This window comes from Vibrio sp. YT-18, from assembly GCF_033337345.1.
Classification (GTDB): domain Bacteria; phylum Pseudomonadota; class Gammaproteobacteria; order Enterobacterales; family Vibrionaceae; genus Vibrio; species Vibrio alginolyticus.
In genome coordinates, this window is sequence record NZ_JAWOQO010000003.1 from 323226 (window position 1) to 349053 (window position 25828).

Here is a 25828-nt window from a genome sequence, read left to right on the forward strand (position 1 = left end):
AAAAGGCACCGATTGGTGCCTTTCGTTTGAATACTTAATCCGCAAATGACTATACCTGAACGCATTAAAGCTTGTGCAAAATGGTCACGCATTTCTTCGTGACGTTATCGTACTCTTTCGTCATGTAAGCGGTAGTGATCGCGCCCTCTTTCATGATGCAAATGGCATCGAGTAATGAAGCGTTGTCTGATTTGAGATAGCGTTGAATTAGCTCTCTGACTTGCTGTTTATGGTAGCGGCAATACGTTGCGATCTCGCCACTGTCGTCACTGAATTCCGCGGACGTATTGATGAAAAAGCAGCCGCGAAACTCGCCCAATTTTTCTTCAGAGCCATGAAACCAGCCGTTGAGTGCAGTAAATAACTGATCGATCACCTCCGCGCACGTTTGTGCTGAAGAAAGCTTTTCCTCCAACCATTCCATAAATATTTGGTGGCGTTGTTCTAATGCGGCGATGATAAGCGCTTCTTTACTCTCAAAATGGTTATATAGCGTGCGTTTAGCCACGCCGGAAACATTGAGGACTTCATTGATGCCAATAGAGTTGATGCCTTGTTTGTAAAACAGTGACAAAGCTGTGTCGATCAATAACTGTTTCTTTTTGTTCATAACTACGTCCTCAAAAAGTTCCATAAACACATATTGACAAAGGTAGACAGATTTGTCTATTTTATTTTGTAGACAATTCGGTCTACTTTTGAGGTGTTTATGAATAATTTAATTTTATCTTTGGTCGCGGGGCTTGGCGCTACGTTGGCTATTGGTGTGTTGTCTTACGCCGAGGTATCTCTTACTGAGGTAGTACTTCTCATGGCGCCATTTGGTGCTACGGCGGTGTTGGTGTTTGGGGTGCCTAGCAGCCCTCTCGCTCAACCAAAAAACGTGATCATTGGTCACTTCATTACGGCATCTATCGGTATTGCGTTTAGCCAGTATGTTGACGTCACGCCGGTCACGCTCGCGATTGCGACGGGGCTAGGTGTTTCTGCGATGCTGATTACGAAGACCACTCATCCACCTGCGGGTGCAAATCCAATTTTGATCATGGCGTCTGGGCAGGGATGGAGTTTTCTCTTCACGCCTGTCCTGATTGGCGCGGTAGTGATTGTTCTGGTCGGTAAAGGGTTACAGTTGCTACAAAGTCAGTACTTAAACCCTCGACTGAATGGTTAGAAGACCTAGTCGGATTGTAGTTAGAGCCGCGAAAGGGAGTGATCTCTTTTGCGGTTTTATCTTTTGTCGGTTTGCAAAAACAAAATCTGATTCTCTCTTGGTATTCAGTCGTATACATCAACATGGTAGTTAAATTGGTACAATGCGATGAACAGAATCCACCCTAAGAAACTATTGCACAGTAAATGGACGGCAATTTCACCTAAAAACAAAGAGAAGCATTTTGTCGTGACGGAAATGGAACTAGATGAAGATGGTAACGTTGTGAGATGTGTCATCGAGGCAGTCATGAGTAAACGCGACCGAGAGATGAACTGGCAAGACCTAAAAAGACTCTGAGCAATGGATGCAAGGGTGGAAGTGAGTGACGCTTCGTTGTTGGGCGAATCAAGCAGAAACGTGTGTTGCGAGTAGGCAAAAGTGGTGCTATCTGATACGTTGATAAATCGTTCTAACGCCCACTCAAAGGATTAATTATGATTGATTTCGACAATTCCTCTGTATTTAAGCTTAAGCCGATTGACGTTTCTAATGCCAGAGAAGACTTCCTTAAGTTCTTGATTGATGGTGAGACTATTTTCGCTGCTTTTAAAACAGTTCGTGACCAAGTGGTGTTTACGAACAAGCGAGTGATAGCGGCAAATGTGCAAGGGATTACCGGCTCAAAAGTGGATTACACTTCTTTGCCTTACAGTAAGATCAATGCATTTTCTATCGAGACCTCTGGTACTTTTGATTTGGATTGTGAAATCGAGTTCTTCATGAGTGAGGTGGGAAGAGTGCGTTTTGAAATTAAAGGCTCGTTTGATTTGACTTCTTTCAACCGTATGGTTAGTGAGTATGTACTAGGTTAAGGGATTAGAAATGAGAGCTTCGCTGAGAGACAAAATTATAGAGATCTGTGACAAAAAGATCGCGAGTAAAGGTGAATTGGTTGGTCTCTCATTTTATGCGTTTTTCGCTAATAAAAATGACGACCCAGAGCTGTTGATGGAAGCGGCTACGTGGTGGATTCAGACTCATCAGCTCGACCACTTCGAAAAAGCAGTAAAAATAAAATCAATGGTCGAGTCGGGGAGCTAAATTAAAAAAAAGAAGTAAAGAAAGCAGACAAATGCTAATAACGTTGCGGACAAAACAGGGTAGATAATGTAAGAGTCCTGCTTGTTGGTTCGTTGAAAACATAGCGAAACAAGTAAGACGTTATAAACAACAAGTAACAAGCTGATCATGGTTCCGCTGTTTAGTGTCATACTTGATAGCTGAGTTAAGAAAAACGCCAATAAAAGGTAATCGAAGACAATGAGCCATAAAAAGGCTTTCTTTAGTAAGTCGCTTTTTCTTTTTTCGGATGATGTTATGTGCATATAGAACTCAACTAAAAAGTCACAGTAACAGAGGCTTTGGTTAGAGAGGTCACCATCAGAGTGGTGACCTTTTAAGATTATAATTCTTGAATTTTTACTTCGCTGGTGGCGGTATCGCCGGAGTAATTGATGACTTCTTGACGAATGACTGGTTGGTTGAATTCAGCCTTCTCTTTCGCTTTTTGCAGTTCGCTTTCTTGGTGGTTGCCAAAAAGGGTCTCAAGCACTTTAGCGGCAGGAGTCGTTAAAACAAACAGCTCAATACGACGGTTTTCGCTAGAATCTGGCTCATCAGGATTAAGCAGCGCTCTATCTGACATACCCGTTACCTGCATTACTCTATCATCCGGCATACCGCCTTCAACTAACGTATTTCTTGCTACGTCTGCTCGAGAGGCTGATAACGCCCAGTTAGATTGACGACCAAAACGCTTTTTAAATGGAATTGCATCTGTGTGTCCGCTGATGATCAGAGGGTTGTTAACACGATGAAATACAGGTGCTAGTGCGAGCAGTAAATCTTCAAAAAAAGGAGTAAGTTCTGCACCACCACGGCTGAACATGTGCTGTTTGTAATCATCTTGAAGGACGATACGCAAACCTTGTGGTGTCACCGTGACGTTTACATTTCCCTGCGCATTAATTTGGGCAGTCATTTGCTCAATTACTTTCGCTAGTGCGGCAAGTTGCTCTTGAGTATCGAAGTTACCAGGAATCAAAGAATCAATTTCTGGTCCATCCCCATCACCTTTGAAGTAAGAGCTTACCACATGGTTGGAGTTGTGTTTACTTGGCACAGAAGAGTCCTGTGCCAAGTCGATAGGAGAAATACTTTGTGATGTATCAAATGGGTTGCCGTAACTCTTGTCGAATACGCTTGAACTATGCAAGTGGGCAACAATCGCTTTACGCTCTTCTTTGTCTACCACCTGCATAACCCAAAGTACAAGAAACAGCGCCATTAGGGCGATCATGAAGTCAGCAAACGCGACTTTCCACGCGCCGCCATGAGACGACTCATCATGGCTGTATACTTTGGCACGTTTGAACACTACATGCTCTTGTTTTTGCATTATCCCTCCTGTTCAGCTAACCACTTCTCCATTTGGTTGAATGTTGGTTTGATGTCTAGCTGAATATGTTTACGACCAGCGTCAATGGCGAGCAATGTCGGCTTTTTCGCTACGTAGGCAACCAAGGTTGCACGAACGCACTCAAAAGCAGTCATATTACGTTTTACTCGCTGAGCCATGGCGTTACTTAGTGGATCTAAGCCACAGTAACAACCGAAAATACCAATGAATGTACCAACGAGAGCTGCCGCAACGTGATAACCAATCATAGCGATTGAGCCATCAATAGCTTGCATGGTGATAATGATGCCACCAACTGCTGCAAGAATACCGAAGCCAGGTAGTGCTTCTGCTGTACGCTGTAGTGAGCGTGAAGGTAAAAGCATTTCGTTCTGTATTGCTTCGATTTCTTGCTCTAGCAGTCCCTCTAATTCATGAGGCGACATCTGTCCCATTGCCATTAAACGTAAATTGTCAGTAATGAAAGAAATTAGGCGATGATCTTCGGCGATCGTCGGGTAAGCGAGGAACATAGAGCTTTGCTCCGGAGCCTCAATATGAGAATCCAGAAACTTGTATCCGCGGTTTCTCGCTGTCTCTAGCAAGTTGTTGAGTAGTGCCATTAATTCCATGTAGTACTCATGCTCTTCTGTTGGACCTTTAATGGTCGCTGGCACTTGGCGACGCATTTCTTTCAGTACATGAGGCGGATTACCGATGATCAAAGAACCAGCAGCGGCGCCAATAATGATAAGGAATTCGGCTGGCTGCCAGATAGCACCTAAGCTACCACCGGCCCACATATATCCACCGAAGACGCACACCAGGATAGTGAGCACTCCAAAAAACTTTTGCATCTTGTGACTCCTAAGAGGACATTAATTGGTTGAGTTGTTTAAGCGCTTGTTTGTGAAGCTGACATATACGAGGTGGTGTCAGATCCAATACCAGAGCTATTTCGTGTAAGTTGAGTTCATGTTGATAGAACAGAGTCAGGAGCAGTTGATCGCGCTTAGGTAACTTACCCAAAGCACTGTCTAAACTACGACGAATATGTTCATGTTCCATGCCATCGTATTGCCCGCCAATGTAGCTATCACCGCTGCTCTCCATCAGTTGGTCAAGGCTTTGCATCTCGCCTGCGAGAGCGGCATTTTGGCGGTTGTAATAATCTTGCTCATTCGTCCCTAAAGCCTGGATGATTTCGGCATCCGTTGGCATTCGACCTAACGTTCGAGTGAGATCTCGAGTCACGTCGTTGAGCTCGTGGGCTTGTTGACGAGTCTTACGTGAACGCCAATCTAGTCGGCGTAATTCGTCTAAAATAGCTCCCCGAACTCGACAAACGGCGAAAGCAGGAAAGTGAGGATCGTCAACATCGCCATATCGGCGTCCAGCCTCGACTAGAGCGATAAGGCCTATCTGCTGCATATCTTCAATACTACAGTGAGAAGTGGCATGAACGCGCAGCTGGTTAACTACGCGTTTTACCATGACCTGATGACGTTGTAGCAATGCGTTTTCATCAATTGGTCGTGACGGTGTTGTCACTTCCTCTTCTGTGGTGTAAGTGTCTTGTACATTCATGTCTAACATGGTTGTGCTCCGTTATTGCACAACATATTTAGTCAACAAAACATCGTCGATTTCTCGGACGATGTCTGTTTTAGCAAAAGCGAGTAGAAGCGTTTGCTTCACTTCGTCTTGCAGAATATCGATGGCACCCGCTTGCTGTAACTGATCAAACGTTTTGTCGCTAAACAGTTTTAATAGAGAGTTTTGTACCATAGGCATGTATTCATCGATCTCTTTGATACGCTCTGGACGGCGTGTCTCAATTGCCAGTTCTAGCATCACAAAGTGAGTCTGTTTCTTGCCTTTAACGGTCAAAACGACTTTGTCCAAAGGATGGAAGCTAGGACCTTTACTTGTCGGTTGTTCTGTGACCAAAAAAGACAGTGGAGAGTCTTCGATCAGTGAACCAGAGTCAGGTGACTCTTGAGCGTGTTTGTTTAAGTACCAGATTCCGCCCATAATTGTGACGGCCGAAACGAGGGCACTGGTGATGATCATGGCGATAAACAGGGCGATCATTTGTTGTTTGGTCATAACCTTTTTCCTCGAAGATTCACTAAGCTTGAGTGCTTAGCCAGTGTTCTGAATAGTTAGTTGTTGTCGTGGTTTGGAATGCACCAGATTCTCGTGCGGCGAAAATATTGGCGTCTTCTTCGTTTGCATGTGGGTCATTTCGACCTTGGTTTTGATCAGAGCCAACATTGACATCGACATGAACGAAGTTTTGCTCTTGTAACTCAGTACGCAATCGTTCCGAAACTTGCATTAAAGCTTCTCGTGTTGCTGCGGCATTGGCGTTGATGTGGACACTCAATCGGTCACCTTCAACACGTACAAGTAAATCCAATTTCCCTAAGTCTGGTGGGTCTAGGCGGATTTTTGCTTCTTGTACATTTTGTTGAGCTTGGAGCGTCACGCGATCATGTAATACTTGCATCATTTGCTCCCCCCACTTTCCTGCAGTGGTATCAACACGCACCGCTGCCCACTCAGAGCCTTGAGCTTGAACATGACTCGTCGCAACCGGTGAATGTGCAGGTTGTGTTGTAGGAGCTTGTGCTTGAAGTAGAGAGGCGGTTGGTTGCCCTTGAACAGGTTGATTCAAAAGAGTTTGAAACTCAGCACCGGAGATAGGCAAACGCGAACTCGATGAAGTCGGCAGACTTTGCTTCACATCTTGTTTTGATGATGTGTTTAACATAGCGTTAGACGAATCTTGAGTAACAGACTTAACTTCGCTCGCAGTCATTAAAGATGACGCTTTTCCTAGTTTCTCAGCCTGCTTCTCTGCCATGGTAATCATACCCTGGGTTAAAGCTTGAGCTTGCGCTGCAAGATCAGTCGATTCTGTTAACCCTGGTGTACTGGTCAAGTTGGCATCCGGATCTGAAGCTGAGCGGTCATCAGTATCAAAACCATGACTTTGTACTTTGTTTGCGCTGTTCAAAGTAGAGGCCGTAAGGTGAAAACTCGGTACCTCTGACGCAGAGTTAAAGTCTTGCTCACCATTCTGCTTGTTCCCTGATTTAAAACCATGAGAAAAGCCGTGTACCGAGTTCGCTTGCTTGATGTGACCCTCATTGTTAGCTGGCGAATTACCCGAGTGCTGAGTTGAAGAAGGTATGATCATTGAGTTAGCTCCATGGTCATTGCTAATTGATAGGCCATAGCGCGTTCTTGATGGTCATTGACCATGTTCATCTCTTTTTTCAACTCGTTGGTCGACTTCTCTAATACTGCGAAGGCATTAGCGTGCACTGTTTTCGCTCGCTGGATTTCAGGTGCAAGCTTAGGATCTTTCAAAAAAGGCTTGTGACTGATCAAAAGCTCTCGCAACTGCAAGTCGTACCGCTTGAGCGCATGCCAATCGGCCGTTTTTGCGGCGAACTGGATGAGCTGAGATAAATGACGGAATCGCTCTGGCGATACTTTATGCTTGTTGTCCAAAATTCATCCAACCTTCACGAATGTTACCCATTACACGCTCAACGTTAACCAAGCGATTTGCATCGTTTTGCACGCTAGCGTAATAAAGTTCGACTTGGCAGAAGTCATACAGCTGGCGTAGGTTTTCCGCAATTTCACCGCCGTTTTCATCATCTAAAGCACTTGTTAGTCCAATCAAGATGTTCATGCATTTGTTGATTCCATTCCCTTTCTCGGCCAAACGATTTGCGGCTAGGTGGCCGCGAATACGTTCAACTTCATCGAGTAGGCCATCGATTAACATGATGACCAATTGGTGTGGATTTGCTGCTGCCGCTTGAGCGTCGAGATCGACTTGTTGGTACGAATCGTAACCAGAATCCATAAGCATGAATATTTCTCCTAAATTTGGAACCAAATGTCTTATTTTTGAGCATTAAACATGGACATGGTTTGGTTCATTTGGGTCATAATTGAATTCATTTGAGTGAATTGTTTGAGATAGCGGTTGTACGACATTTCGTACTTACGCTCTAAATTGGTTTGTTTATCTTTGATTCGGTCTAAGCTTGACTGTATTGCGTCTTTACGCGTGCTGAAGGTGCCTGATGAGAACTTCAAGAAAGGCTCTACCATCGCGTCAAGAGAATCTAGCAAAGCGTCATCCCCATTAAACAACGCCTCTAAGCCTGCGCTGTTTGTTTGTTGAGCTTCTTTGAACTTTTCTTGATCAACTTTCATTTTACCGTTGCGGTCTAGGCTCACGCCGATTTCGCTTAGGCGCATACCATTGTGTTCACCTCGGATTAACCCCGTCAACTGACTCTCAATAGAACGCAATGTCGAGTCGCTAGCGAGCACGCCGCGTTTCTGATCTTCACCGCCAATTTGGGTGTACTGATCGATAGTCGAAACAAGGGCATTGTAGGTTTCCACAAACTTATCTAGTTGTTCTTTAGTGCCTTCGCTATCAGCTCCAATTTTTAAACCGATTGGCGAATCTCCCGCGGCTTGCGGTTTAGATACGGTAATGTCAACACCGTCGATGACACCTTCAAAAGTATTACTTGCGTTGGTTAGTTTCAGGCCTGAGTCTTTTGCACCTAGCCACATAACCGCATCTTGCGGAGCGTTGATTTGCTTGAGGTTGGTGAAGGCGTCTTCAAACCACGCTTGGCCAGTACCCGATGCAGATACGTTGATCTTATTTTCGACACCAGTCTCAGTACTCGATAGCATAAAGTGTGTTTGACCATTCGAGCGAACTAGAGTGGCGTTAACGCCAGGGTTATCCGTGTGATTGTTAATCGCACTGGCTAAATCACTGATCGTTGCAGTGCCGTCACCATTAACATCAACGGAGGACAAGTCTAGAGTCATTGTTTCACCGTTGATGGTGAATTCTAAAGATCCAGTTGTTGGTACTTCTGTCGTCGCCTCAAGGTCTGCAGGCATTCCTGTAGATACTTGATGCGCCGTTGCCACTTTTTCTACAAAAATCTGATAGTTACCCGTTAGCGCTTTAGCATCCGCGTTTGCAGTAAAGTTACCTTCTTGAGAGAGTGTCGCACTGTTTTTGATGATGCTGTTTGTGCTGTTATTCATCTCTTTCATTGCAGTACGAAAATCACGTAGTGCGCTTTCAACTTTATTAAAAGCTGACAGTTGTGACTGGTACACATTAGCTTGCGCTTGGTAACGGTTTTTGAATGGGTTTGTGTCCAATTGTGCGAATTGGGTTGCCATTTTTACTGGGTCTAAAGAACTCATGAGGTGTGCTCCTCTCATCTCTTATTGGCTTGAATACTTTGAATGCTACGCCTTAGTTTAATTATCAGTGGCAAGATGCGTGCCGTATATTAAATTCAATTAAAACAAAGGTTTAGATCTATTTTATTTTCTTGGGAGGAAGTGGTGTTTCCACCTTGTTTGTTCCGCCTTCCTCCATGGAAAAAGTAATTTCCTTATAAGAAAAGGCGACCTAAACAAAGAAAATATTTAATTGTATTGACGGTTCTAATTAGGAGAGATGTTTTAATTAGACGTTATATTCAGCCTTTACTTCAGCTTGATTCAGATAATTCTTACAGAGTGCATTAATTGCGTTCTGATATTATTTTTGATAGTGCGATGTGCAAGTGTTCTCACTAAAAATTAAATTTTTTACGTTTCAAAGAATGTCAGTTATGAATGAATTTGCGTTACGATTGATGAAATGTGCTCGTGCATATGAAGAGTTCATTAACAAAAAACTATTAAGTAAACAGAGCATCAATTCTGATGAGATAGCTAGTATCTTAAAGGAAGCTAAGTTCAATTTTCCTGAACTTAGAGATAGTAAAATAGGAAGTAAATTAGAGACGATAGAATTAGAACTGTTTAATAAGGTTTTATTCAATATTATGTTGAAGTTCGGATTCAGAGTGCCTGAACCTCACAAAGATAATACGAGCTCTATTTATATTCGTAGATAAAAATAAAGCCTTCCATAGGAAGGCTTTATAATTAAGACGATTTAAATTAAGCGCACTATTAACTAAGTAATTAGCGTAGTAGTGACATTGCCATGCTTGGAAGCTGGTTAGTTTGAGACAGAACAGTTGTACCTGCTTGCATCAACATTTGGTTCTTAGTCATGTTTGAAGACTCTACTGCAAAGTCTGTATCCATGATACGACCTTTAGATGCTGTAACGTTTTCTACCATGTTACCAAGGTTAGCCATAGTGTGCTCAAGACGGTTGATGTTCGCACCGAAGTCTGCACGAGAGCTACCAATTTTTTCTACTAGACCGTCAGCGCCGCTGATTTTGTCTAGTGCTGCTTTTGCTTTAGTCGCGTCATCGATACCATCTGTAATTGCTGCATCAGCAAGGATAGTAGTGATTTCACCGATACCTGCGCTTGCGCTTACAGTCAATGTTTCAGCAGAAGATGCACCGATTTGGAATGTTACGTCACCTGCACCGAAGCCGCCGCCTTTAAGAAGGTTTTGACCACCGAACTTAGTGTTGTCTACGATGTTGTTTAGTTCTGCAGTAAGCTGTGTGAACTCTTTGTTAAGAGACGCACGGTCTGTTGCACTGTTTGAACCGTTCAACGATTGTGTAGCAAGGTCGTTCATACGGTAAACGATGTTTGTCATTTCATCCATCGCACCTTCAGCAGTTTGCATCATAGAGATGCCGTCTTGTGCGTTACGCATTGCTACTGACATGCCGCGTGTTTGCGCTTCTAGACGGTTAGCAATTTGAAGACCAGCAGCGTCATCAGCAGCTGAGTTCACACGGTAGCCTGTGCTTAGACGTTCCATTGCTGTGTTTAGAAGTCCGCTTGTTGTGTTCATTGTGTTTTGAGTTACAAGCGAAGCGTAGTTAGTGTGCATTGATAAAGCCATCTTAGTCTCCTTAGTTAGTCACTATATCTTTCAGGCCTCGGGATATTCCCTTGTCACTAACTAGAGGCGGTCGGTCGGCTTTAATGATTAATTTGAAAATTAAAAAATTTCTAAAAAAGATAAAAATTGATGATTTTTAGTGATTTGTATTCCATGAAAACCGGGGAAATCATCATATAAGCCTAAATTTTTTAGTTAAGTTAAAGAAACTATTGCCCAATGATCTTGTGGTTATCCGTTATAAATAAAAAAACAGCACGAATAAATCGTGCTGTTTTAAATATAAATGGTTGAGTTTCAACTATTCCTCATCAAAAGACTGAAAGGAGAGAGAGGTTGGGATATCGCTGAAATAACCAAAATAATAACTGGCACCCAATAAACGATAACGGTTAAGTTCCGTTTGACTCGCTACACGTCCGGCAACCCAAGTATATTTATGCTTTCTTAAGAACTTAGCAATAGGTAGGAAAGCGTGTCTTTCTTCTTTATCTTCTAGTGTGACTGACAATTTGATCATATCGGGACTAAAGTCTGCGACGCGCTCGAAGTTCACTTGCGATGTCGCGACTTCAAACCAAAGTGAATATGCATTCTCTTTTAACTTTTTGGTGAGTGTGGCGACTTTATCACGATCACATAACGTTTCATCAGCTTGAAGAGAAGGAATCACATGTTGAAAAGCAGAAGAGTGGAATTGAATCGTCTGTTCGAGAAAATAAACCCCAGGCTCCCACAGTAATGCATCAACGCGAATCGGCACGACAACATTACTAATCAAGTCGTGGTGAAAGGCTTCTAACTGAAATTGTGTTTGTCTTAGTGCAAGGTAAAGACTGAACAAATCCAGGCAGTACTGCATTTGTTCAGAGAGTTTGAATTGATAGACACTTTGTTCTCCACGCATACCAAATCTCAACGTCAGGTGTTGGAATTCTACTTCCCCTGATTGAGCTTCCCTAATTGCTTGGCATGCGTGTTGGACATCATTGTGTTTTAAAGCATCAAAGACTAATTGATCGTCATCCGTGACGATATGTTGTACTGCGAGACCAACCAAATGTTCGTACATCGCATGTGTTGAAATAAGATTAACCAAGGTTTCCTACCACATTGATTTGTTTGTTTTCTGGGATTTCGTTGTAAGACAATACTGCCAGCCCTTGTGTAAATGTACGAGCGTAACGCGCTAGAAGAGGGCGCAGCTGTGGCATAACGAGAAGGATCGGAGGTAGCCCCTGTTGCTTAAGCTGTTGTCTGATCAATGGCAAGTTTTGTTGGAACTGACCAAGAATGTTTGGCTCAATTGGGAAGCTATCTAGTGTTACCGTACCAGAAGATTGTGCTTGTTGCAGTGAAGTTAGTAGCATTTGTTCTAGCTCATCAGACAGTGCGTAGACATTTAACTCGTTCTTTTGTCCTGCAATTAAGTTAACAAGCGTACGCTTTAGTGCACAGCGCACATCAGATGCAAGTAGGATCGGGTCCTTTGTATTTTCCGCGGATTCCAACATTGTGTTGGCAATCGTGCGAATATCTTTTAGTGGCACTTGGTCTAATAAAAGCTGACGATATACTTTCAGCTGCTGCGCTGGATTAAGTGCTGCTGCTAATGCTTCTGCTAGTTTCGGGGCTTGTTGTGTCAAACGCTGGGTTATTGCTTCCACATCGTCGTGCGTAAACAATTCTGCAAGGTTTGTCTTCATGATTTTACTAATATGAGTGGCAATAACAGTGCCATCATCGACAACTTGGTAACCCATATTAAGTGCTTTTGCTTTATCTTGATGCTCAATCCACACAGCTGGCAACTGATAAGCAGGATCGCTACCCAAAATGCCATCTACCTCACCGTAAGTTTCGCCAACCGCTATCGCCATTAAACGCTCTGGTTCAATAAAACCTTGCTCAATGACTTCGCCATTTAGAGAAATTGTGTATTGGTTTGGCTTGAGGCTTAGGTTGTCACGAATACGAACTTCAGGTAATAAAAAGCCAACTTGTTCAGAAAGGTTTCGACGCACACCGCGGATACGTTGTGATAAAGGAGCCCCTTGCTCTTTGTTGACTAGATGGACGAGTCGGTAACCAAGCGCAAGTGATAATGTTTGGACGTGAGGAATATCATCCCATGTCAGCGGTGTATCATCGTCTTGCATCGCTTGTGAAAGTGCTTCGACCTCTTCAATCTGGGAGTCTTGCACTGGCTTCTTGGTTTGACGCCACCCTGCGAACGCTAATGCGCCAGCAAACGCAAAAAAGGCTAGGTGTGGCATACCCGGTACCATACCGATTACCGCCATAATACCTGCGACAGTAAATAGCGTTGCAGGAGTTGCCAGTAATTGCTTTTGCATGGTTTCCGACATGCCATTATCGCTATCATTAATTCGCGTAACGATAATCGCGGCAGCCGTTGCCAATAGTAGTGAAGGAATTTGAGCAACTAGACCATCACCGATTGTGAGTAGGGCATAAGTTTTAAAGGCGTCAGACGCAGCGAGTCCATGCTCGAAGACACCAATACTAATACCACCAATGATATTGATAAACAGAATCAACAAACCTGCGATGGCATCGCCACGCACAAACTTTGATGCACCATCCATCGAACCATGAAAATCGGCTTCGTTGGCGACTTCTTTACGGCGTAAGCGAGCCGTTTCCTGATCGATAAGGCCAGCGTTTAAGTCGGCATCAATTGCCATTTGTTTGCCTGGTAAAGCATCCAACGTAAAGCGGGCTGAAACCTCAGAAATACGTTCACCACCTTTGGTGATTACGACGAAGTTGATGATCATCAAGATGACGAACACCACCATACCAACGACGTAGTTACCGCCAATGACGACTTCACCGAATGCTTGAATGACCTTACCCGCTGCGTCACCACCATTATGTCCTTCTAGGAGTACAATTCTCGTAGAAGCCACGTTCAATGTGAGACGTAATAATGTTGCGACCAGCAAAATAGTTGGAAAAACAGAGAAATCTAATGGTCGCTTTGCGGTTGTGCTGACCAGCAATACTAGGATTGCTAAGACGATATTAAAGGTAAACAGCGCATCCAGTAGCAGAGGAGGCAAAGGAAGAATCACCATTGCTAATATCATTAGCAAGACGATTGGAATGCCAACGTAGCCTTTGGTTGATGTTTGAAGTTGTTTTAACCGGTTAAGCATACTTTCGTGTCCTTGGATAAACGCGGGTTAATCAGTGCTGCAAATGTTTTGGAATCGAAAAATGAGGTAAAGGAATTGGCTCTTTTCCCTCACCTTTACGAAAGGCTTTCAATTGCAAAACGTAAGTAAGAATATGTGCCACTGCGATGTACAGTTGGCTTGGGATTGCTTGTTCAATCGCCGTCGTGTGATAAATCGAACGGGTAAGTGGCGGGGAGTTAATGATTTCCACTTTGTTTTCTCGGGCGATACGTTGAATGTGCATAGCAGTTTCGTCTACGCCTTTTGCGACGACAAAGGGCGCGTCAGAAAGCGAAGGCTCGTATTTCAGTGCGACTGCGTAGTGCGTTGGGTTTGTGATGATCACGTCAGCCGTCGGCACCATTTTATCGATCTTACGGCGCGCAAACTGTTGCTGTATTTGACGAATACGTTGTTTTACTTCCGGACGACCTTCATTATTTTTAAATTCCTCTTTCAATTCTTGTTTCGTCATGCGGAGTTCTTTTAGGTGTTCCCAACGCTGATAAGGAATGTCGATAACCCCAAATAACAACAAGGCGAAGCCCATTAAGAGTAAGCCTTCAAACAGAATTGACATTACTAGAGAAAAACCTTGGCTGAGCGGGAGATTTTGCATGCCAAGTAATGGCTGTAAGTGGTTGTCTAAATAGCCATATAAGATGCCGAATATCACGGCTACTTTGAACGTTGACTTTAAGAGCTCAACCACTGAGCGGGTCGAAAAAATGCGCTTTATCCCGCTCAAAGGATTAATTTTGCTGAGCTTTGGCATTACGTTCGCGGGACGGAACATCCAGCCGCCTAGCACAAGGCTACTACCACAGGTCACGATAATAATGACGGTAAACAATGGTAATAGCATGTCTATGATGACCGCTAAACTTTGTCCCAATTGCTCGACAAGTTGTTTAGGATTTTCTAGGTCGGCTCGCGTCAGCATCATGTTGTAGCGAAAGATACCCGACATGCTTTCCCAAATACTATTAAGCTGAGAGTAAAAGTAGAGCGCCACCGCTAGAAATATCACCGCAGTAGTAAACTCTTTCGCGCGAGGAATTTGTCCTTCCTGGCGGGCTTTCTTTACCTTCTGCGGTGAGGCTTTTTCAGTTTTGTCTTGAGAAGATTGATCGCTCATGCTCCCCCCAACATAAAGTTACTCAAGTGTCTAATGGTGTCGTGAACGAGCGCCGTGTAGCGACCAGGAACACCAGAAACTGAGATTAATACGCTGAATAGACCCAGCAGCATCGTCATAGGAAAACCTAACGCATAGACATTAAGTGATGGTGCGGCTCGGTTCATTACACCAAAACTGATGTTGGCTAGAAGCATGGAAACAATAGCGGGCAAAGCCAAAGCTAGTGAAGAGGCAAACATCCAACCGAAAATATTGACAACACCTTGCAGAGAAAGCGATGTGATACCAGATCCGACTGGCCAAACAACAAAGCTTTGAATCACGATATCTATGACGAGTAAGTGTCCTTCTAGCGCGAGGAACAACAAGGTTGAGAAAATCAGAAATATGCGTCCCAAAATGGCGACAGAAAGCCCGTTAATAGGATCATTCATCATCGCCATACCTAAGCCCATTTGCAGAGAAATCACCTGGCCAAGCATGGTGAAAACGTTAAAGAGCATGTGCAAAATTAACCCAAACATTACTCCCCAAATAGCTTGCTCAAAAGCAAGGAACAGGGAAGTCATAGAGAATAACTCGACTTGTGGCATGGGTGGCATTAACGGTCCAGTAATGACAACGATCGAGAGGGCCAGTAAAGTACGAACCCAAACAGGAATAATCGCATCACCAAAGAAAGGCATTGAAATAAATACGGCTCCCACACGAAAAAACGGCCACCAGAGTTGACCGAGTATCGCCGAGAGCTCTGCAAATGTGATGGCCATTAGCCAATCATCCCTGGTATGTTGTGGAACAAGAAATCAAACAGTTCCATGATCTTACGTAGCATCCAGTGACCTGCAAAAATCACCATTAATAAGGTAACGAGCAAACGTGGCAAAAAGCTGAGTGTTTGCTCGTTGATTTGTGTGGCAGCCTGAAATACGGCGATACACAAACCGACAATTAAGCCTGGAACAACCAATACGGCAACCATCAAAATGATCAGCCATACTGCATCGGAAAATAACGTTACGGTTAGTTCTGGGGTCATAACTGCTCCTAGTTAACCGAAGCTGGCAGATAAGGTGCCAACTGTCATTGCCCAACCATCCACGAGTACAAATACCACCAACTTAAAGGGAAGTGAGACAATTAAAGGTGATAGCATCATCATACCCATTGCCATCAGGACACTGGCGACAACCAAGTCGATGACCAAAAACGGGATGAAAAGCATAAAACCAATTTGGAAGGCGGTTTTCAGTTCACTAATGACAAATGCAGGCAAGACAACGGCAAATGAAATATCCTCAACGTTTTGGTCGAGAGGCTCATTGGCAATACGTAACATTTGTTCAAGAGAGCTTTGGTGCGTCTGTGCCAGCATGAACTCTCTCACTGGCTTCTCTGCAACAGAAAAAGCCTGTATTAGCGTGATTTCGCCGTTGTCGTATGGCTGAAACGCATTTTCATAAATATCGCTCCAGACAGGGCGCATAATCAGCAACGTCAATGCGAGAGCGATCCCGACCAACACTCTATTAGGTGGGCTTTGTTGAAGACCAAGAGCTTGGCGCAAAATCGCAAGGACAACGACAATTCGAGTAAAGCTCGTCGCCATCAAAATAAATGCTGGAAGAAAACTGAGCGCCGTCATCAACAACAGAATTTGCAGTTTAACGCTGTATTCTTGTTGTGTGTCGCCATCAGAAACGGACAAGATAGTTAAGCCGTTGTCAGCCGCCATTGTTGGGAAAGCAAACAAAAGTGACACCAATACCAAAAGAGGTAACCAACGGTGCCAAGCGCTCAGATTTTTCATTGTGATGCCTACCTAAGATTATTGACCAACGCCACTCAATGCAGAGTCATGTACATCGATCAGACGAAGTCCATACTTATCATTGACAACGACAACTTCAGCGTGGCCCATAAGAGAACCGTTTACTTTCACGTCTAAAGGCTCGCCATTGAGCTTTTCCAACTCGATAACCGTGCCTTCACCCGCTTTCATTAAGTCCCCAAGTGGGATCTCCTTACTCGCAACTTCCAGCGTGACTGTGACAGGAATGCTTTTGAAAAAGCTAAGGTCACGTTCCGCAGTGGCTGGTTCTTGTTGGAGCGTATCTTCGGCTTCAAAGTCTTCTAATTGAAAATCATCAAAGTTCAGTTCTTCTGCGTCGAATGCATTAGTTTCTAGCGCTTCGCTCATCGCTGCGGTTCCTTATCAGGGTTAAAGATCAAAACAAGTTGGCCGTCTTGCTCGGCAATACGACCTGTAAATAGAGATTGGTTGCCAATGCTTACTGGAACCGTGTTAAGAAGCTCAATAGGTAAAATATCGTTGGGTTGTAAACCAACCACATCACTTAAAGGCATCTTCTTTTTACTTAGAACAACGTTCAGTCGAACGGGGGTCGTCTCTAAAGAACGACAGAAAGGTTGAAACAAATCGGTATCAGGCTGCAGTTCAAGCTGCTCGATCAGCGTTTGAATAAGATGACCATCTAGCTTGAGGTGAATTGAGCCTTGATGATCGTCAAACGCAATGTTTAATTGAACGTTAATGCCAATACCTCTAGGGGTCTCATACTCACCCGTATCCCACATTTCACCAGGAGCAAGCCAACCGATGATGGTTCGACTGATGCGCTCTTGTAAACGTAAGTCACTGGCCGTCAGAGTAGCGGCTGAGCGCTCTGCACTTGCACCATAAAATCTATCAGCCAACTTTATGAGCGTGTGGGGGTTACCATGGATGAATACCATGCCGCCTTCCTGATGTTGATAGGTCGACGTTTGCTCTTTGTCCATCTCAACCGATGTAAAGCGGTGCAAGTCTACTGAGGTTAAGCTAGCTTCCACTTTTCCTGTGCTGAGCCAATTTTGTAATTCAGTCGTAAGGTTTGAGCAAGATTCTGAAATTAAATTATCGAGCTTCTCACGAATGATATGAATAGGTTTGCCTAATAATTCTACATCAAGTAGTTGACTATCAGAAATAGGCTCGCTAACTCTATTTTCCATTTATATTTTACCGTGCGTTAACAATCGAAAGTGTTTTAACTTAATGGCGTGTAGTCTACACAGAAATTTTAATGATCTTTTAGCTCCAAACTCTAAGATTGTGACTTTAGTTCACATGTTGCTTTGTTCATATAGTCATAATCTTTTAATGAAATTTAAAAAGAGTTAGTTTTCTTTATAAATCGCTTAATAAATAAAATAACAATGTTGAGCGTTTTAGTTGTTATAGATTTTTTAAATTGCCTTTATGGCGTAACAACAACTTCAAACAAATAAATTATAAGATACTGTTTTTTATGCTTAAAGCTTCCATTGGAGGCTAAGCGTGCTCTCTTGAGCGTTTTGTAACCAATTTTAATATTCAGAATAGGTAATTAAAATGATTAGCTATGCCAGTTCTCTCGGCTTGGTGGCATATTTAATTAAACGGTTTAAGTCATGGGAATGTAAGATATACATGAATCATGTCCGTTTGATAATTTGTAACACAATTATTGTTATCAGTTTTATTTTTTCAAAAGTGTCATATTCAGAAGAAGTCTTAACAATCCCTATGGACCTCTCTAAATGGACATATGAGGGAAATAAATTCAAGTGCAACTTGTTGCAATCAAATAATGACTATGGGAAGTTTTATTTCCTAGCGGAACCTAATGATAAATTCTATTTTATTTCCGATATAGAATATGAAAACAATAAATGGAAAACGATTGCTTTAACAACTCAAAATGCTCCTTGGAGTAATGAGCTTTATAGAAAAGAATTTGGCTCCCTTGAATTTACTAAGCCGTCTCAGCGTTTCATCTTTAATAAAGGCGCTGAAGAATTCATGGATTCAATTGCTTCGGGTAGTTGGGTGACGCTGTCACTTAAAGGAAGTAATGCTTCCTCTGTTTCAGAGATTGTGATTCCTACTCTTCAAATTCAAAACGCATTGAAATCATTTAATGCGTGTCGCGCGCGATTGCCTAAATTGTCTTTTTCAGAGGCAAGGGATATGGCGCTCTCATTTGAGTTTGGTCAGAAGACGTTAAGTCGTGGACAGAAAGCAACACTAGAAGCGCTGTATAGCTATGTATCTGTGGATGATCGAGTGACCAAAATCCTCATCGACGGTCACACCGATAACGTTGGTTCAAGTTTAACGAACCTTTCTGTGTCACGTACTCGAGCAGAGCAAGTCACCAACGCTTTGATTGAGCTTGGGGTCGACGAGTCGATGATCGAAACACGAGCTCATGGTTCACGTTACCCAATTGCCAGCAATAACTCGGTTAATGGCCAAGCAAAAAACCGACGTGTCACCCTGCGTTTAGTGAGGGACAACGAGTATACGGCTGCGAAACACTACCCAGATCTACAATCACAAAATCAACAAACGAAAGTTAAGGTTCAATGATGACGAAAACGAAAATTTTGTTGGTTGAGCCAAATGAAGCTCTTGCTCAACCAGTATTGGATGTGTTGCAAAATGCAGGTTACACCGCGAAACACACTCGTACTGGTCGAGGCGCTTTGCTTGAAGAGCGAGCAGAAATCACTTTAGTGAGCTCTACGCTGCCGGATATGTGTGTTCGTGAGTTTGTCGCGTGTCACCAAAAGCAGCGAAATTCGGGTGTTGTTATTGCGATTGTCGACCAAGAACAAGGCATCTTGGCTGCTGAGACGATGAAAGCGGGCGCTACTGATTATCTATTACGCCCATTTGAATCTAATCAGTTGGTTAATCTGCTTAAACGTGTTGAAGCGTTAGGTAAGCCAATGGCCAACATTGTTGCGGAGTCTTGGAGAAGCAAACAAGTTCTGCAATTGGCGCATCGTGCAGCATGTACTAACGCGAGTGTGCTTATTACAGGTGAATCGGGAACGGGTAAAGAAGTGCTGGCGCGATATGTGCATGAGCACTCTCCGCGTATCAATGGTCCATTTGTGGCGGTTAACTGTGCCGCCATTCCAGAGTCAATGTTAGAGGCTGTGCTATTCGGTCATGTAAAAGGCGCGTTCACCGGAGCGACAAATTCTCAAAGCGGTAAGTTTGAAGAAGCAAATGGCGGGACGATTCTGCTTGACGAGATTGGTGAAATGTCACCTGCGGTTCAAGCTAAATTGTTACGCGTCCTTCAAGAGCGTGAAGTAGAACGTGTTGGTAGCCATAAAGCCGTTCAGCTCGATATTCGTGTTATTGCGGCAACCAACAAAGACTTACGTGAGGAAGTTCAAAAAGGCACGTTCCGTGAAGATCTTTATTATCGATTAGATGTGCTGCCTCTGCACTGGCCGCCTTTGCGTGAAAGAAAAGAGGACATTCTACCGATTAGCCAATTCTTTATTGAAAAGTATCAAGATAGCAGCCGCTGTCACTTATCCCAAGATGCGATTAGTGCGCTGAGTCAGTATCACTGGCCGGGCAATATTCGTGAGTTGGAAAATATCATTCAACGCGCTTTGGTCATGCGTCATGGTGATTACATTACAGCCCATGACCTGATGCTGCCTATTGAGCTTGTCGCGTCAGTTCCTACAGCAGAGCCAACTTCAAGTTTTGGTCATGTAGAAGCGAAGAAGCAAGCTGAATATCAGTTTATTTTGGAAAAGTTACGTCAGTTTGGTGGAAACCGAACGAAAACCGCAAACGCGCTTGGAGTCTCTACTCGAGCGCTACGCTACAAGCTCGCAGCAATGCGAGAACATGGTATTGATTTACAGTCGGCACTAGGCTCGGCTGCCTAATAGGAGAAAAAATAGATGGCAAGTCAACCTACTCATGCGGTCTCGGCAGAGCAACTTATGTTGTCAAAAATGCAGGCGATGCAGGCACAAGTGCAGCCGCCAGAGTTTATCGTGAGTGCAAATCCTTTAGATCAACAATCACTAAACGCACCTTTATCGTTCTCACAAGCGATGACAAATGTGTTGGATACAGTGAATCAACATCAATCAGTGGCTAGTCAAAAAATGACGGCCGTAGAAACAGGAAAAAGTGATGACCTAGTTGGTGCAATGGTCGCGAGCCAAAAAGCCAGCTTGTCCTTTAATGCTTTGATGCAAGTGCGCAACAAAGTCGTGACCTCATTTGAAGATATTATGAAGATGCCGGTGTAATTCATGTCAGAACTAACCCCCCAAGTCGCCGGAAACACAGCTATGGCTACCGGCACAGCACAGACATTTTCTACTGCCAACGGCATGGACGATGTGACAACGAAGCTGAAGCAAATCTGGTCTAGCAGTCAGAGAAACTTAGTGCTATCTGCGGTGTTAGCTGCGATTGTTGCAGCGATTATTGTGGTTGCACTATGGAGTTCCTCGCAGAGCTTTCGTCCGCTATATAGCCAACAAGAGCGTTTTGATATCGGCGAAATTGTGTCGGTATTAGAAAGCGAAGGCGTAAGCTACCGCATGCAAGAGCAAAATGGACAAGTTCTTGTACCAGAAGGTGAGGTTGCGAAGGTGCGCATGTTGCTTGCATCAAAAGGTGTTAAAGCTAAGCTGCCGACAGGTTTGGATTCGCTCAAGGAAGATAGCTCTCTTGGTACGAGCCAATTTATGGAAACGGCGCGTTATCGTCATGGTTTAGAAGGTGAGTTAGTACGTACTATCATGTCTTTGAACTCAGTAGCGAACGCGCGTGTTCATTTAGCAATACCTCGTCAAACTCTATTCGTCCGCCAAAACAGTGAGAATCCTTCAGCATCTGTCATGCTTGAGCTCAAACCTGGTGAAGACTTAAAGCCTGAACAAGTTGAAGCGATCATTAACCTAGTGGTCGGCAGTGTCACGGCAATGAAGCCAGAATTTGTTTCTGTCATTGACCAGTATGGCCGTCTTCTTAGTGCGGATGTCGCTTCTGCGGAAGCTGGTAAAGTAAATGCGAAATATCTTGAATACCAGAAGAGTGTTGAAAAACAGATCATCCAACGCGCAGCAGATATGCTTACGCCGATTGTGGGGCCGAGTAACTTCCGAGTACAAGTCGCTGCCGATCTGGACTTTAGCCAAGTTGAAGAAACACAAGAAATTTTGGATAACGCACCGGTTGTGCGTAATGAGCACACCATTCATAACAACTCGGTTGATCAAATTGCGTTGGGTGTTCCTGGTTCTCTAAGTAACCAACCGCCAGTGACAGGATCTGGTGAAGTGGAAACGAACGATAGCCAAAACACGAATGCGCGATCTGAAGTGAATCGTCAATATGCTGTAGGGAGCAGTGTTCGTCGTACTCAATACCAACAAGGCCAAATAGAAAAGCTTAGTGTATCGGTTCTGTTGAACTCCAAAGCTTCGCCAGATGGTGTGGCGTGGAGTGAAGCCGATAAAGAGCAAATCTCAAACATGATCATGGATGCTGTTGGTATCTCTGCCACACGTGGTGACAGCTTAAGTTTAATGAGTTTCAACTTCACCCCAATTGAAATTGATGCTCCTCCTGCACTGCCGTGGTGGCAAGACCCTACAGTACAGCAGCCAATACGCTACGTTATTGGTGGCTTGTTAGGCTTGGCGATGATCTTCTTCGTACTGCGTCCATTAATCATGCACCTAACTGGCGTTGATAAACCTGTGCCTGAGCTAAATTTTGCTGAGCCTCAGGAAGAACCTGACTACGAAAACTTGCAAACGCGTGAAGAGCGCGAGCATGAAGAAGTACTTGATCGCCGCCTATCTGAAAAAGGCATCTCAGCCTCTTCAGGTTTAGATGTAAACAGCGACATGCTACCACCAGCAGGTTCGCCATTAGAAATTCAATTGAAACACCTACAGCTTATTGCTAATGAAGAGCCAGAGCGCGTAGCCGAAATACTGAAACAATGGGTAAACATCAATGAACACAGTTCTATCAAAGCAGACGCTTAGTTATGTTGAACAAACCGCGCTCGTGCTATTAGGCATGGGCGAGGATGCCGCAGCGAAGGTTTTGCAACACTTTAGCCGTGATGAAACCCAGCGTGTGACTCGTGCAATGGCGAAGTTAAATGGCATTAAGAGCGATTCTGCTCGTGGTGTTATTCAAACTTTCTTTGAAGATTTCCGTGAGCACAGCGGTATTCGAGGAGCCTCTAAGGAATACCTATCTAATACATTGCGCAAAGCGTTGGGTAACGATTTGGCAAAAGGGTTATTAAATACCTTATATGGCGATGAAATTCGCAACAATATGCAGCGCTTACAGTGGGTGGAAGCAGAAACTCTCGCTCGTTTCATTGTGAACGAGCACCCACAAATGCAAGCAATTTTTCTAGCGTATTTGCCAGCAGACAGCTCTTCAGCGGTATTGAAGCACTTGCCACAAGATTACCATGACGAAATCTTGTTCCGTATTGCTCAATTGCAAGATATCGATCATCAAGTTGCTGTTGATTTGCATGAACTCGTTGAGCGTTGCATCGAAAAAGTATCCGCAAGTCAAAGCACGCCGTTATCAGGTGTTAAGCAAGCAGCAGATATCATTAACCGCTTTGAAGGTGACCGTGGTTCATTGATGGAAATGCTGAAGTTGCATGATGAAGATGTTGTTAATGCAATCGAAGAAAACATGTTCGACTTTATGGTTCTTGGCCGACAACGCGAAGAAACTATGGACATGTTGGTGCAGCAGATCCCGCTAGAGTTGTGGGCAGTCGCGCTAAAAGGTTCCGATATTACCTTACAACAAGCTATTAAGCGTTCAATGCCGCAACGTATGGTGAAAGCGCTAGAAGATGACATGGACGCACGCGGCGCTGTTGCGTTAAGTCGAGTTCAAAAAGCACGTCAAGACATCATGCAAATGGTACGTGAGCTGGATGAGTCTGGTGAAGTTCAGCTGCTTCTCTATGAAGAGCCAACGGTGGAGTAAGGTCATGCTAGAGACAAAATCAAGTACTATGCGATTGCCTCCGAGCGGGTATCGTTTACACCGTTTTCCGCCTTTAGCGCAACCTAAGACTATCGAAGACGAATTCGGGCTAGATAACCAAGGCTGGCAAGAACCTCAAATAGACATCCAACAGCAACTTGAAGAAGGCTTTCAACAAGGTTTGCAACAAGGGCATGAGGAAGGCTTACGCCAAGGTATCGAACAGGGCAAGCAACAAGGTCTGTTGGAAGGCCAAAAAGAAGGTTTCCAAAAAGGCTTTGTTTCCGGTGAGCAGTCTGGAAAGCAAGGCTTTTTGGAGGCGGCGAAGCCTGTCAATGAACTTTTTCACGCCCTTTCTCGTTGGCAAGATGAAAAAGAACAGCAACAACGCCATATGATTTGTGAACTGGTACAAAAGGTTGCTCAGCAAGTGATTCGTGCTGAGCTCACTCTAATGCCTCAGCAGATCCTAGCTTTGGTGGACGAGACATTGTCTGCCATGCCTGGTAAAGCGGAAACAGTAACTGTGCATTTAAATCCGCAAGATTTAGAGCGCATTACTCACATCAATGCTGATTTGCCGCAATCTTGGAAACTGGTCCCTAATACGGAGCTTCCTATTGGTGGCTGTCAGTTAGTGACTGATGACGCAGAAGCGGATGCGAGCTGCGACTCTCGTTTGGAAGCCTGTATGGACAATGTAAAGCAACACCTTTTGGATGAAGTCAGTATTCCACAGGTAGAGTCTGAGCATGAGTAATACCCTAAGCCATGAACTATTAAGTGAGCGTTTGAGCGAAGCCTTGGCTTCGCTCGATTCAATCCCTGTTGCTCGCGTAACAGGGCGATTGATAAAAGTAAACGGCTTAATGTTACAAGCCGTAGGGTGTCGGTTTAAGCTTGAGCAGCGTTGTCTCGTAGAAACCGCGGAAGGCGATATGATCGAAGCGCAAGTTGTGGGCTTTGAACACACTATTGCTTACCTCATGCCTATCCGCCGTTTAGGCGGTCTGTTTGCAGGTGCAAAAGTCATCCCTCTTGATGGTGACAGTACCGTGCAGCTAAGCTCTCAGTGGTTAGGACGCGTACTGAATGGTTTAGGTGAGCCGTTAGATGACGGGGCACCGCTTAAGGGGGGAGATCGAGTTTCACTTGAACCAAAACCGATTAACCCACTGAAGCGACGCCCAGTTGATACACCACTCAACGTAGGCGTGCGAGCGATTAATGGACTATTGACGGTAGGCAAAGGCCAACGTATTGGTTTGATGGCTGGCAGTGGCGTCGGTAAAAGTGTGTTAATGGGGATGATCACCAAAAACACGGAGGCCGATGTAATTGTGGTCGGGCTTATTGGTGAGCGAGGCAGAGAAGTACGTGAGTTCATCGAGAGAAACTTAACCCCAGAAGCGCGCAAGAAAGCGATCATTATCGCGGCTCCTGCTGATGAATCCCCGCTAATGAGGTTAAGAGCGACACTACTTTGTCATCGCGTTTCAGAGTATTTCCGAGACCAAGGCAAAGACGTTCTACTTCTGATGGACTCTCTAACCCGATACGCCATGGCACAGCGCGAAATCGCTCTTTCGCTCGGAGAGCCTCCAGCTTCTCGTGGTTATCCGCCCTCAGTCTTCAGCGTGTTACCTCAACTCCTAGAGCGAGCGGGTAACAGTGAAAATCAACATGGTAGCTTAACGGCAATTTACACCGTATTGGCAGAAGGAGACGACCAACAAGATCCTGTCGTGGATTCCGCGCGCGCCATCTTAGATGGGCATGTCGTTTTATCGCGTCAACTGGCTGAGCAAGGGCATTATCCCGCGATAGATATCAACGCGTCTATTAGCCGTTGTATGAATACTTGTACGCAGGACGCACACAGCACGATTGCGAATAACTTCCGTCAAATGTACTCCAACTACCTTCAGGTTAAAGAGTTACTGCCATTAGGGGGGTATCAACCAGGACAAGATCCTGAGTTAGATCAATCTGTTGCTATGTATCCAAACTTGCGTGCATATCTACAACAAGCTGCCAATGAGTCTGTAGATTACCCAACCAGTTTGACCGAGCTCGCGCAGCTTTTTCAAAGTGCTTAATCAAATGGGAGTGACAAGGC

Annotated in this window: 30 protein-coding genes and 1 pseudogene; 12 read left to right on the top strand and 19 right to left on the bottom strand. The window is 44.2% G+C overall.

Annotated features, from left to right (window positions below):
* Window positions 1-64: 64 nt before the first annotated feature.
* A complete protein-coding gene (locus R7M72_RS06155) occupies window positions 65-610 on the bottom strand; it encodes a TetR/AcrR family transcriptional regulator (protein ID WP_031781077.1) in 546 nt (181 codons plus the stop codon).
* 99 nt (window positions 611-709) lie between these two features.
* On the opposite strand from R7M72_RS06155, the gene R7M72_RS06160 reads away from it, so the two are divergent.
* The 4 genes and pseudogenes from R7M72_RS06160 (at window position 710) to R7M72_RS06175 (ending at window position 2257) form a co-directional block, all read left to right on the top strand.
* Complete coding sequence (locus R7M72_RS06160) at window positions 710-1174, top strand: HPP family protein (protein ID WP_315957302.1); 465 nt, start codon at window positions 710-712, stop codon at window positions 1172-1174.
* A gap of 147 nt (window positions 1175-1321) precedes the next feature.
* Window positions 1322-1538: pseudogene (locus R7M72_RS06165) on the top strand (TIGR02450 family Trp-rich protein).
* Between the two features lie 112 nt (window positions 1539-1650).
* Window positions 1651-2028 (top strand): PH domain-containing protein, encoded by a 378-nt coding sequence (locus R7M72_RS06170; RefSeq protein ID WP_213973099.1) that lies wholly within the window; start codon window positions 1651-1653, stop codon window positions 2026-2028.
* Between the two features lie 10 nt (window positions 2029-2038).
* Window positions 2039-2257, top strand: a complete 219-nt coding sequence (locus tag R7M72_RS06175) for a DUF6500 family protein (RefSeq protein WP_065275490.1) — start codon at window positions 2039-2041, stop codon at window positions 2255-2257.
* Here R7M72_RS06175 and R7M72_RS06180 read toward each other — a convergent pair.
* The 9 genes from R7M72_RS06180 to fliD all read right to left on the bottom strand — a co-directional run bounded on the left by R7M72_RS06180 (window position 2254) and on the right by fliD (window position 8885).
* The gene (locus R7M72_RS06180; protein ID WP_005375002.1) at window positions 2254-2541 is read right to left on the bottom strand and encodes a hypothetical protein; all 288 of its coding nucleotides are present in this window, start codon (window positions 2539-2541) and stop codon (window positions 2254-2256) included. The genes R7M72_RS06175 and R7M72_RS06180 overlap by 4 nt on opposite strands.
* Window positions 2542-2618: 77 nt before the next feature.
* A complete protein-coding gene (locus tag R7M72_RS06185; RefSeq protein ID WP_115386813.1) occupies window positions 2619-3614 on the bottom strand; it encodes a flagellar motor protein MotB in 996 nt (331 codons plus the stop codon).
* Complete coding sequence (motA, locus tag R7M72_RS06190) at window positions 3614-4471, bottom strand: flagellar motor stator protein MotA (RefSeq protein ID WP_005375006.1); 858 nt, start codon at window positions 4469-4471, stop codon at window positions 3614-3616. Before motA ends, R7M72_RS06185 begins: the two co-directional genes overlap by 1 nt.
* Before the next feature lie 10 nt (window positions 4472-4481).
* Window positions 4482-5210 carry a FliA/WhiG family RNA polymerase sigma factor gene (locus R7M72_RS06195; RefSeq protein ID WP_005375008.1) on the bottom strand — a complete coding sequence of 243 codons (729 nt, stop codon included), beginning with the start codon at window positions 5208-5210 and terminating at the stop codon, window positions 4482-4484.
* A gap of 12 nt (window positions 5211-5222) precedes the next feature.
* The gene (fliL, locus tag R7M72_RS06200) at window positions 5223-5723 is read right to left on the bottom strand and encodes a flagellar basal body-associated protein FliL (RefSeq protein ID WP_005375011.1); all 501 of its coding nucleotides are present in this window, start codon (window positions 5721-5723) and stop codon (window positions 5223-5225) included.
* A 22-nt stretch (window positions 5724-5745) separates the two neighbouring features.
* Window positions 5746-6819 (bottom strand): flagellar hook-length control protein FliK, encoded by a 1074-nt coding sequence (locus tag R7M72_RS06205; RefSeq protein ID WP_315957299.1) that lies wholly within the window; start codon window positions 6817-6819, stop codon window positions 5746-5748.
* The gene (locus R7M72_RS06210) at window positions 6816-7136 is read right to left on the bottom strand and encodes a hypothetical protein (RefSeq protein ID WP_005375013.1); all 321 of its coding nucleotides are present in this window, start codon (window positions 7134-7136) and stop codon (window positions 6816-6818) included. The genes R7M72_RS06205 and R7M72_RS06210 overlap by 4 nt, the downstream gene beginning before the upstream one ends.
* Window positions 7120-7506, bottom strand: coding sequence for a flagellar export chaperone FliS (gene fliS, locus R7M72_RS06215; protein WP_005375014.1), 387 nt, complete (start codon window positions 7504-7506; stop codon window positions 7120-7122). Before fliS ends, R7M72_RS06210 begins: the two co-directional genes overlap by 17 nt.
* Window positions 7507-7538: 32 nt before the next feature.
* The gene (gene fliD / locus R7M72_RS06220) at window positions 7539-8885 is read right to left on the bottom strand and encodes a flagellar filament capping protein FliD (RefSeq protein ID WP_005375015.1); all 1347 of its coding nucleotides are present in this window, start codon (window positions 8883-8885) and stop codon (window positions 7539-7541) included.
* Window positions 8886-9301: 416 nt separating this feature from the next.
* On the opposite strand from fliD, the gene R7M72_RS06225 reads away from it, so the two are divergent.
* Entirely contained in the window at window positions 9302-9589 is a 288-nt protein-coding gene (locus tag R7M72_RS06225) for a hypothetical protein (RefSeq protein ID WP_025768597.1), read from the top strand.
* Window positions 9590-9659: 70 nt separating this feature from the next.
* Here the strand turns inward: R7M72_RS06225 and lafA are convergent, their stop codons facing one another.
* The 9 genes from lafA to R7M72_RS06270 all read right to left on the bottom strand — a co-directional run bounded on the left by lafA (window position 9660) and on the right by R7M72_RS06270 (window position 17870).
* Window positions 9660-10511, bottom strand: coding sequence for a lateral flagellin LafA (lafA, locus tag R7M72_RS06230; RefSeq protein WP_005375019.1), 852 nt, complete (start codon window positions 10509-10511; stop codon window positions 9660-9662).
* A gap of 301 nt (window positions 10512-10812) precedes the next feature.
* On the bottom strand, window positions 10813-11583 hold the full coding sequence (locus R7M72_RS06235) for an EAL domain-containing protein (protein WP_005375023.1): 771 nt from the start codon (window positions 11581-11583) through the stop codon (window positions 10813-10815).
* A 19-nt stretch (window positions 11584-11602) separates the two neighbouring features.
* A complete protein-coding gene (gene flhA / locus R7M72_RS06240; RefSeq protein ID WP_005375024.1) occupies window positions 11603-13693 on the bottom strand; it encodes a flagellar biosynthesis protein FlhA in 2091 nt (696 codons plus the stop codon).
* Window positions 13694-13724: 31 nt separating this feature from the next.
* Window positions 13725-14852 carry a flagellar biosynthesis protein FlhB gene (gene flhB / locus R7M72_RS06245; protein WP_005375025.1) on the bottom strand — a complete coding sequence of 376 codons (1128 nt, stop codon included), beginning with the start codon at window positions 14850-14852 and terminating at the stop codon, window positions 13725-13727.
* Window positions 14849-15625 (bottom strand): flagellar biosynthetic protein FliR, encoded by a 777-nt coding sequence (gene fliR, locus R7M72_RS06250; RefSeq protein ID WP_005375027.1) that lies wholly within the window; start codon window positions 15623-15625, stop codon window positions 14849-14851. The genes flhB and fliR overlap by 4 nt, the downstream gene beginning before the upstream one ends.
* A complete protein-coding gene (gene fliQ, locus R7M72_RS06255; RefSeq protein ID WP_005375036.1) occupies window positions 15625-15894 on the bottom strand; it encodes a flagellar biosynthesis protein FliQ in 270 nt (89 codons plus the stop codon). The genes fliR and fliQ overlap by 1 nt, the downstream gene beginning before the upstream one ends.
* A 12-nt stretch (window positions 15895-15906) precedes the next feature.
* The gene (fliP, locus tag R7M72_RS06260; RefSeq protein ID WP_005375037.1) at window positions 15907-16665 is read right to left on the bottom strand and encodes a flagellar type III secretion system pore protein FliP; all 759 of its coding nucleotides are present in this window, start codon (window positions 16663-16665) and stop codon (window positions 15907-15909) included.
* A gap of 18 nt (window positions 16666-16683) precedes the next feature.
* Window positions 16684-17055 carry a flagellar motor switch protein FliN gene (fliN, locus tag R7M72_RS06265; RefSeq protein ID WP_005375038.1) on the bottom strand — a complete coding sequence of 124 codons (372 nt, stop codon included), beginning with the start codon at window positions 17053-17055 and terminating at the stop codon, window positions 16684-16686.
* Window positions 17052-17870: a FliM/FliN family flagellar motor switch protein gene (locus tag R7M72_RS06270; RefSeq protein WP_136976830.1), complete on the bottom strand. Its 819-nt coding sequence runs from the start codon at window positions 17868-17870 to the stop codon at window positions 17052-17054. Before R7M72_RS06270 ends, fliN begins: the two co-directional genes overlap by 4 nt.
* A gap of 379 nt (window positions 17871-18249) precedes the next feature.
* Between R7M72_RS06270 and R7M72_RS06275 the strand changes: the two genes are divergently transcribed.
* The 7 genes from R7M72_RS06275 to fliI are packed head-to-tail and all read left to right on the top strand — an operon-like array spanning window position 18250 to window position 25808.
* Entirely contained in the window at window positions 18250-19269 is a 1020-nt protein-coding gene (locus R7M72_RS06275; RefSeq protein ID WP_315957294.1) for an OmpA family protein, read from the top strand.
* Window positions 19269-20600, top strand: coding sequence for a sigma-54 interaction domain-containing protein (locus tag R7M72_RS06280; protein ID WP_165935329.1), 1332 nt, complete (start codon window positions 19269-19271; stop codon window positions 20598-20600). The genes R7M72_RS06275 and R7M72_RS06280 overlap by 1 nt, the downstream gene beginning before the upstream one ends.
* A gap of 15 nt (window positions 20601-20615) precedes the next feature.
* On the top strand, window positions 20616-20972 hold the full coding sequence (gene fliE / locus R7M72_RS06285) for a flagellar hook-basal body complex protein FliE (protein ID WP_005375045.1): 357 nt from the start codon (window positions 20616-20618) through the stop codon (window positions 20970-20972).
* Between the two features lie 3 nt (window positions 20973-20975).
* Window positions 20976-22727 (top strand): flagellar basal-body MS-ring/collar protein FliF, encoded by a 1752-nt coding sequence (fliF, locus tag R7M72_RS06290; protein WP_005384024.1) that lies wholly within the window; start codon window positions 20976-20978, stop codon window positions 22725-22727.
* Window positions 22696-23709 carry a flagellar motor switch protein FliG gene (locus R7M72_RS06295; protein WP_005375048.1) on the top strand — a complete coding sequence of 338 codons (1014 nt, stop codon included), beginning with the start codon at window positions 22696-22698 and terminating at the stop codon, window positions 23707-23709. The genes fliF and R7M72_RS06295 overlap by 32 nt, the downstream gene beginning before the upstream one ends.
* 4 nt (window positions 23710-23713) lie before the next feature.
* On the top strand, window positions 23714-24469 hold the full coding sequence (fliH, locus tag R7M72_RS06300; RefSeq protein WP_005375050.1) for a flagellar assembly protein FliH: 756 nt from the start codon (window positions 23714-23716) through the stop codon (window positions 24467-24469).
* Entirely contained in the window at window positions 24462-25808 is a 1347-nt protein-coding gene (gene fliI / locus R7M72_RS06305; RefSeq protein WP_005375057.1) for a flagellar protein export ATPase FliI, read from the top strand. The genes fliH and fliI overlap by 8 nt, the downstream gene beginning before the upstream one ends.
* The last annotated feature ends 20 nt before the right edge of the window (window positions 25809-25828 follow it).

Bases quoted from the DNA above. Each gene is read 5' to 3' on its own strand.
- R7M72_RS06155 (WP_031781077.1), bottom strand. From the start codon at position 610: ATGAACAAAAAGAAACAGTTATTGATCGACACAGCTTTGTCACTGTTT.
- R7M72_RS06160 (WP_315957302.1), top strand. From the start codon at position 710: ATGAATAATTTAATTTTATCTTTGGTCGCGGGGCTTGGCGCTACGTTG.
- R7M72_RS06170 (WP_213973099.1), top strand. From the start codon at position 1,651: ATGATTGATTTCGACAATTCCTCTGTATTTAAGCTTAAGCCGATTGAC.
- R7M72_RS06175 (WP_065275490.1), top strand. From the start codon at position 2,039: ATGAGAGCTTCGCTGAGAGACAAAATTATAGAGATCTGTGACAAAAAG.
- R7M72_RS06180 (WP_005375002.1), bottom strand. From the start codon at position 2,541: ATGCACATAACATCATCCGAAAAAAGAAAAAGCGACTTACTAAAGAAA.
- R7M72_RS06185 (WP_115386813.1), bottom strand. From the start codon at position 3,614: ATGCAAAAACAAGAGCATGTAGTGTTCAAACGTGCCAAAGTATACAGC.
- motA (WP_005375006.1), bottom strand. From the start codon at position 4,471: ATGCAAAAGTTTTTTGGAGTGCTCACTATCCTGGTGTGCGTCTTCGGT.
- R7M72_RS06195 (WP_005375008.1), bottom strand. From the start codon at position 5,210: ATGTTAGACATGAATGTACAAGACACTTACACCACAGAAGAGGAAGTG.
- fliL (WP_005375011.1), bottom strand. From the start codon at position 5,723: ATGACCAAACAACAAATGATCGCCCTGTTTATCGCCATGATCATCACC.
- R7M72_RS06205 (WP_315957299.1), bottom strand. From the start codon at position 6,819: ATGATCATACCTTCTTCAACTCAGCACTCGGGTAATTCGCCAGCTAAC.
- fliS (WP_005375014.1), bottom strand. From the start codon at position 7,506: ATGCTTATGGATTCTGGTTACGATTCGTACCAACAAGTCGATCTCGAC.
- fliD (WP_005375015.1), bottom strand. From the start codon at position 8,885: ATGAGTTCTTTAGACCCAGTAAAAATGGCAACCCAATTCGCACAATTG.
- R7M72_RS06225 (WP_025768597.1), top strand. From the start codon at position 9,302: ATGAATGAATTTGCGTTACGATTGATGAAATGTGCTCGTGCATATGAA.
- lafA (WP_005375019.1), bottom strand. From the start codon at position 10,511: ATGGCTTTATCAATGCACACTAACTACGCTTCGCTTGTAACTCAAAAC.
- R7M72_RS06235 (WP_005375023.1), bottom strand. From the start codon at position 11,583: ATGTACGAACATTTGGTTGGTCTCGCAGTACAACATATCGTCACGGAT.
- flhA (WP_005375024.1), bottom strand. From the start codon at position 13,693: ATGCTTAACCGGTTAAAACAACTTCAAACATCAACCAAAGGCTACGTT.
- flhB (WP_005375025.1), bottom strand. From the start codon at position 14,852: ATGAGCGATCAATCTTCTCAAGACAAAACTGAAAAAGCCTCACCGCAG.
- fliR (WP_005375027.1), bottom strand. From the start codon at position 15,625: ATGGCCATCACATTTGCAGAGCTCTCGGCGATACTCGGTCAACTCTGG.
- fliQ (WP_005375036.1), bottom strand. From the start codon at position 15,894: ATGACCCCAGAACTAACCGTAACGTTATTTTCCGATGCAGTATGGCTG.
- fliP (WP_005375037.1), bottom strand. From the start codon at position 16,665: ATGAAAAATCTGAGCGCTTGGCACCGTTGGTTACCTCTTTTGGTATTG.
- fliN (WP_005375038.1), bottom strand. From the start codon at position 17,055: ATGAGCGAAGCGCTAGAAACTAATGCATTCGACGCAGAAGAACTGAAC.
- R7M72_RS06270 (WP_136976830.1), bottom strand. From the start codon at position 17,870: ATGGAAAATAGAGTTAGCGAGCCTATTTCTGATAGTCAACTACTTGAT.
- R7M72_RS06275 (WP_315957294.1), top strand. From the start codon at position 18,250: ATGATTAGCTATGCCAGTTCTCTCGGCTTGGTGGCATATTTAATTAAA.
- R7M72_RS06280 (WP_165935329.1), top strand. From the start codon at position 19,269: ATGACGAAAACGAAAATTTTGTTGGTTGAGCCAAATGAAGCTCTTGCT.
- fliE (WP_005375045.1), top strand. From the start codon at position 20,616: ATGGCAAGTCAACCTACTCATGCGGTCTCGGCAGAGCAACTTATGTTG.
- fliF (WP_005384024.1), top strand. From the start codon at position 20,976: ATGTCAGAACTAACCCCCCAAGTCGCCGGAAACACAGCTATGGCTACC.
- R7M72_RS06295 (WP_005375048.1), top strand. From the start codon at position 22,696: ATGAACACAGTTCTATCAAAGCAGACGCTTAGTTATGTTGAACAAACC.
- fliH (WP_005375050.1), top strand. From the start codon at position 23,714: ATGCTAGAGACAAAATCAAGTACTATGCGATTGCCTCCGAGCGGGTAT.
- fliI (WP_005375057.1), top strand. From the start codon at position 24,462: ATGAGTAATACCCTAAGCCATGAACTATTAAGTGAGCGTTTGAGCGAA.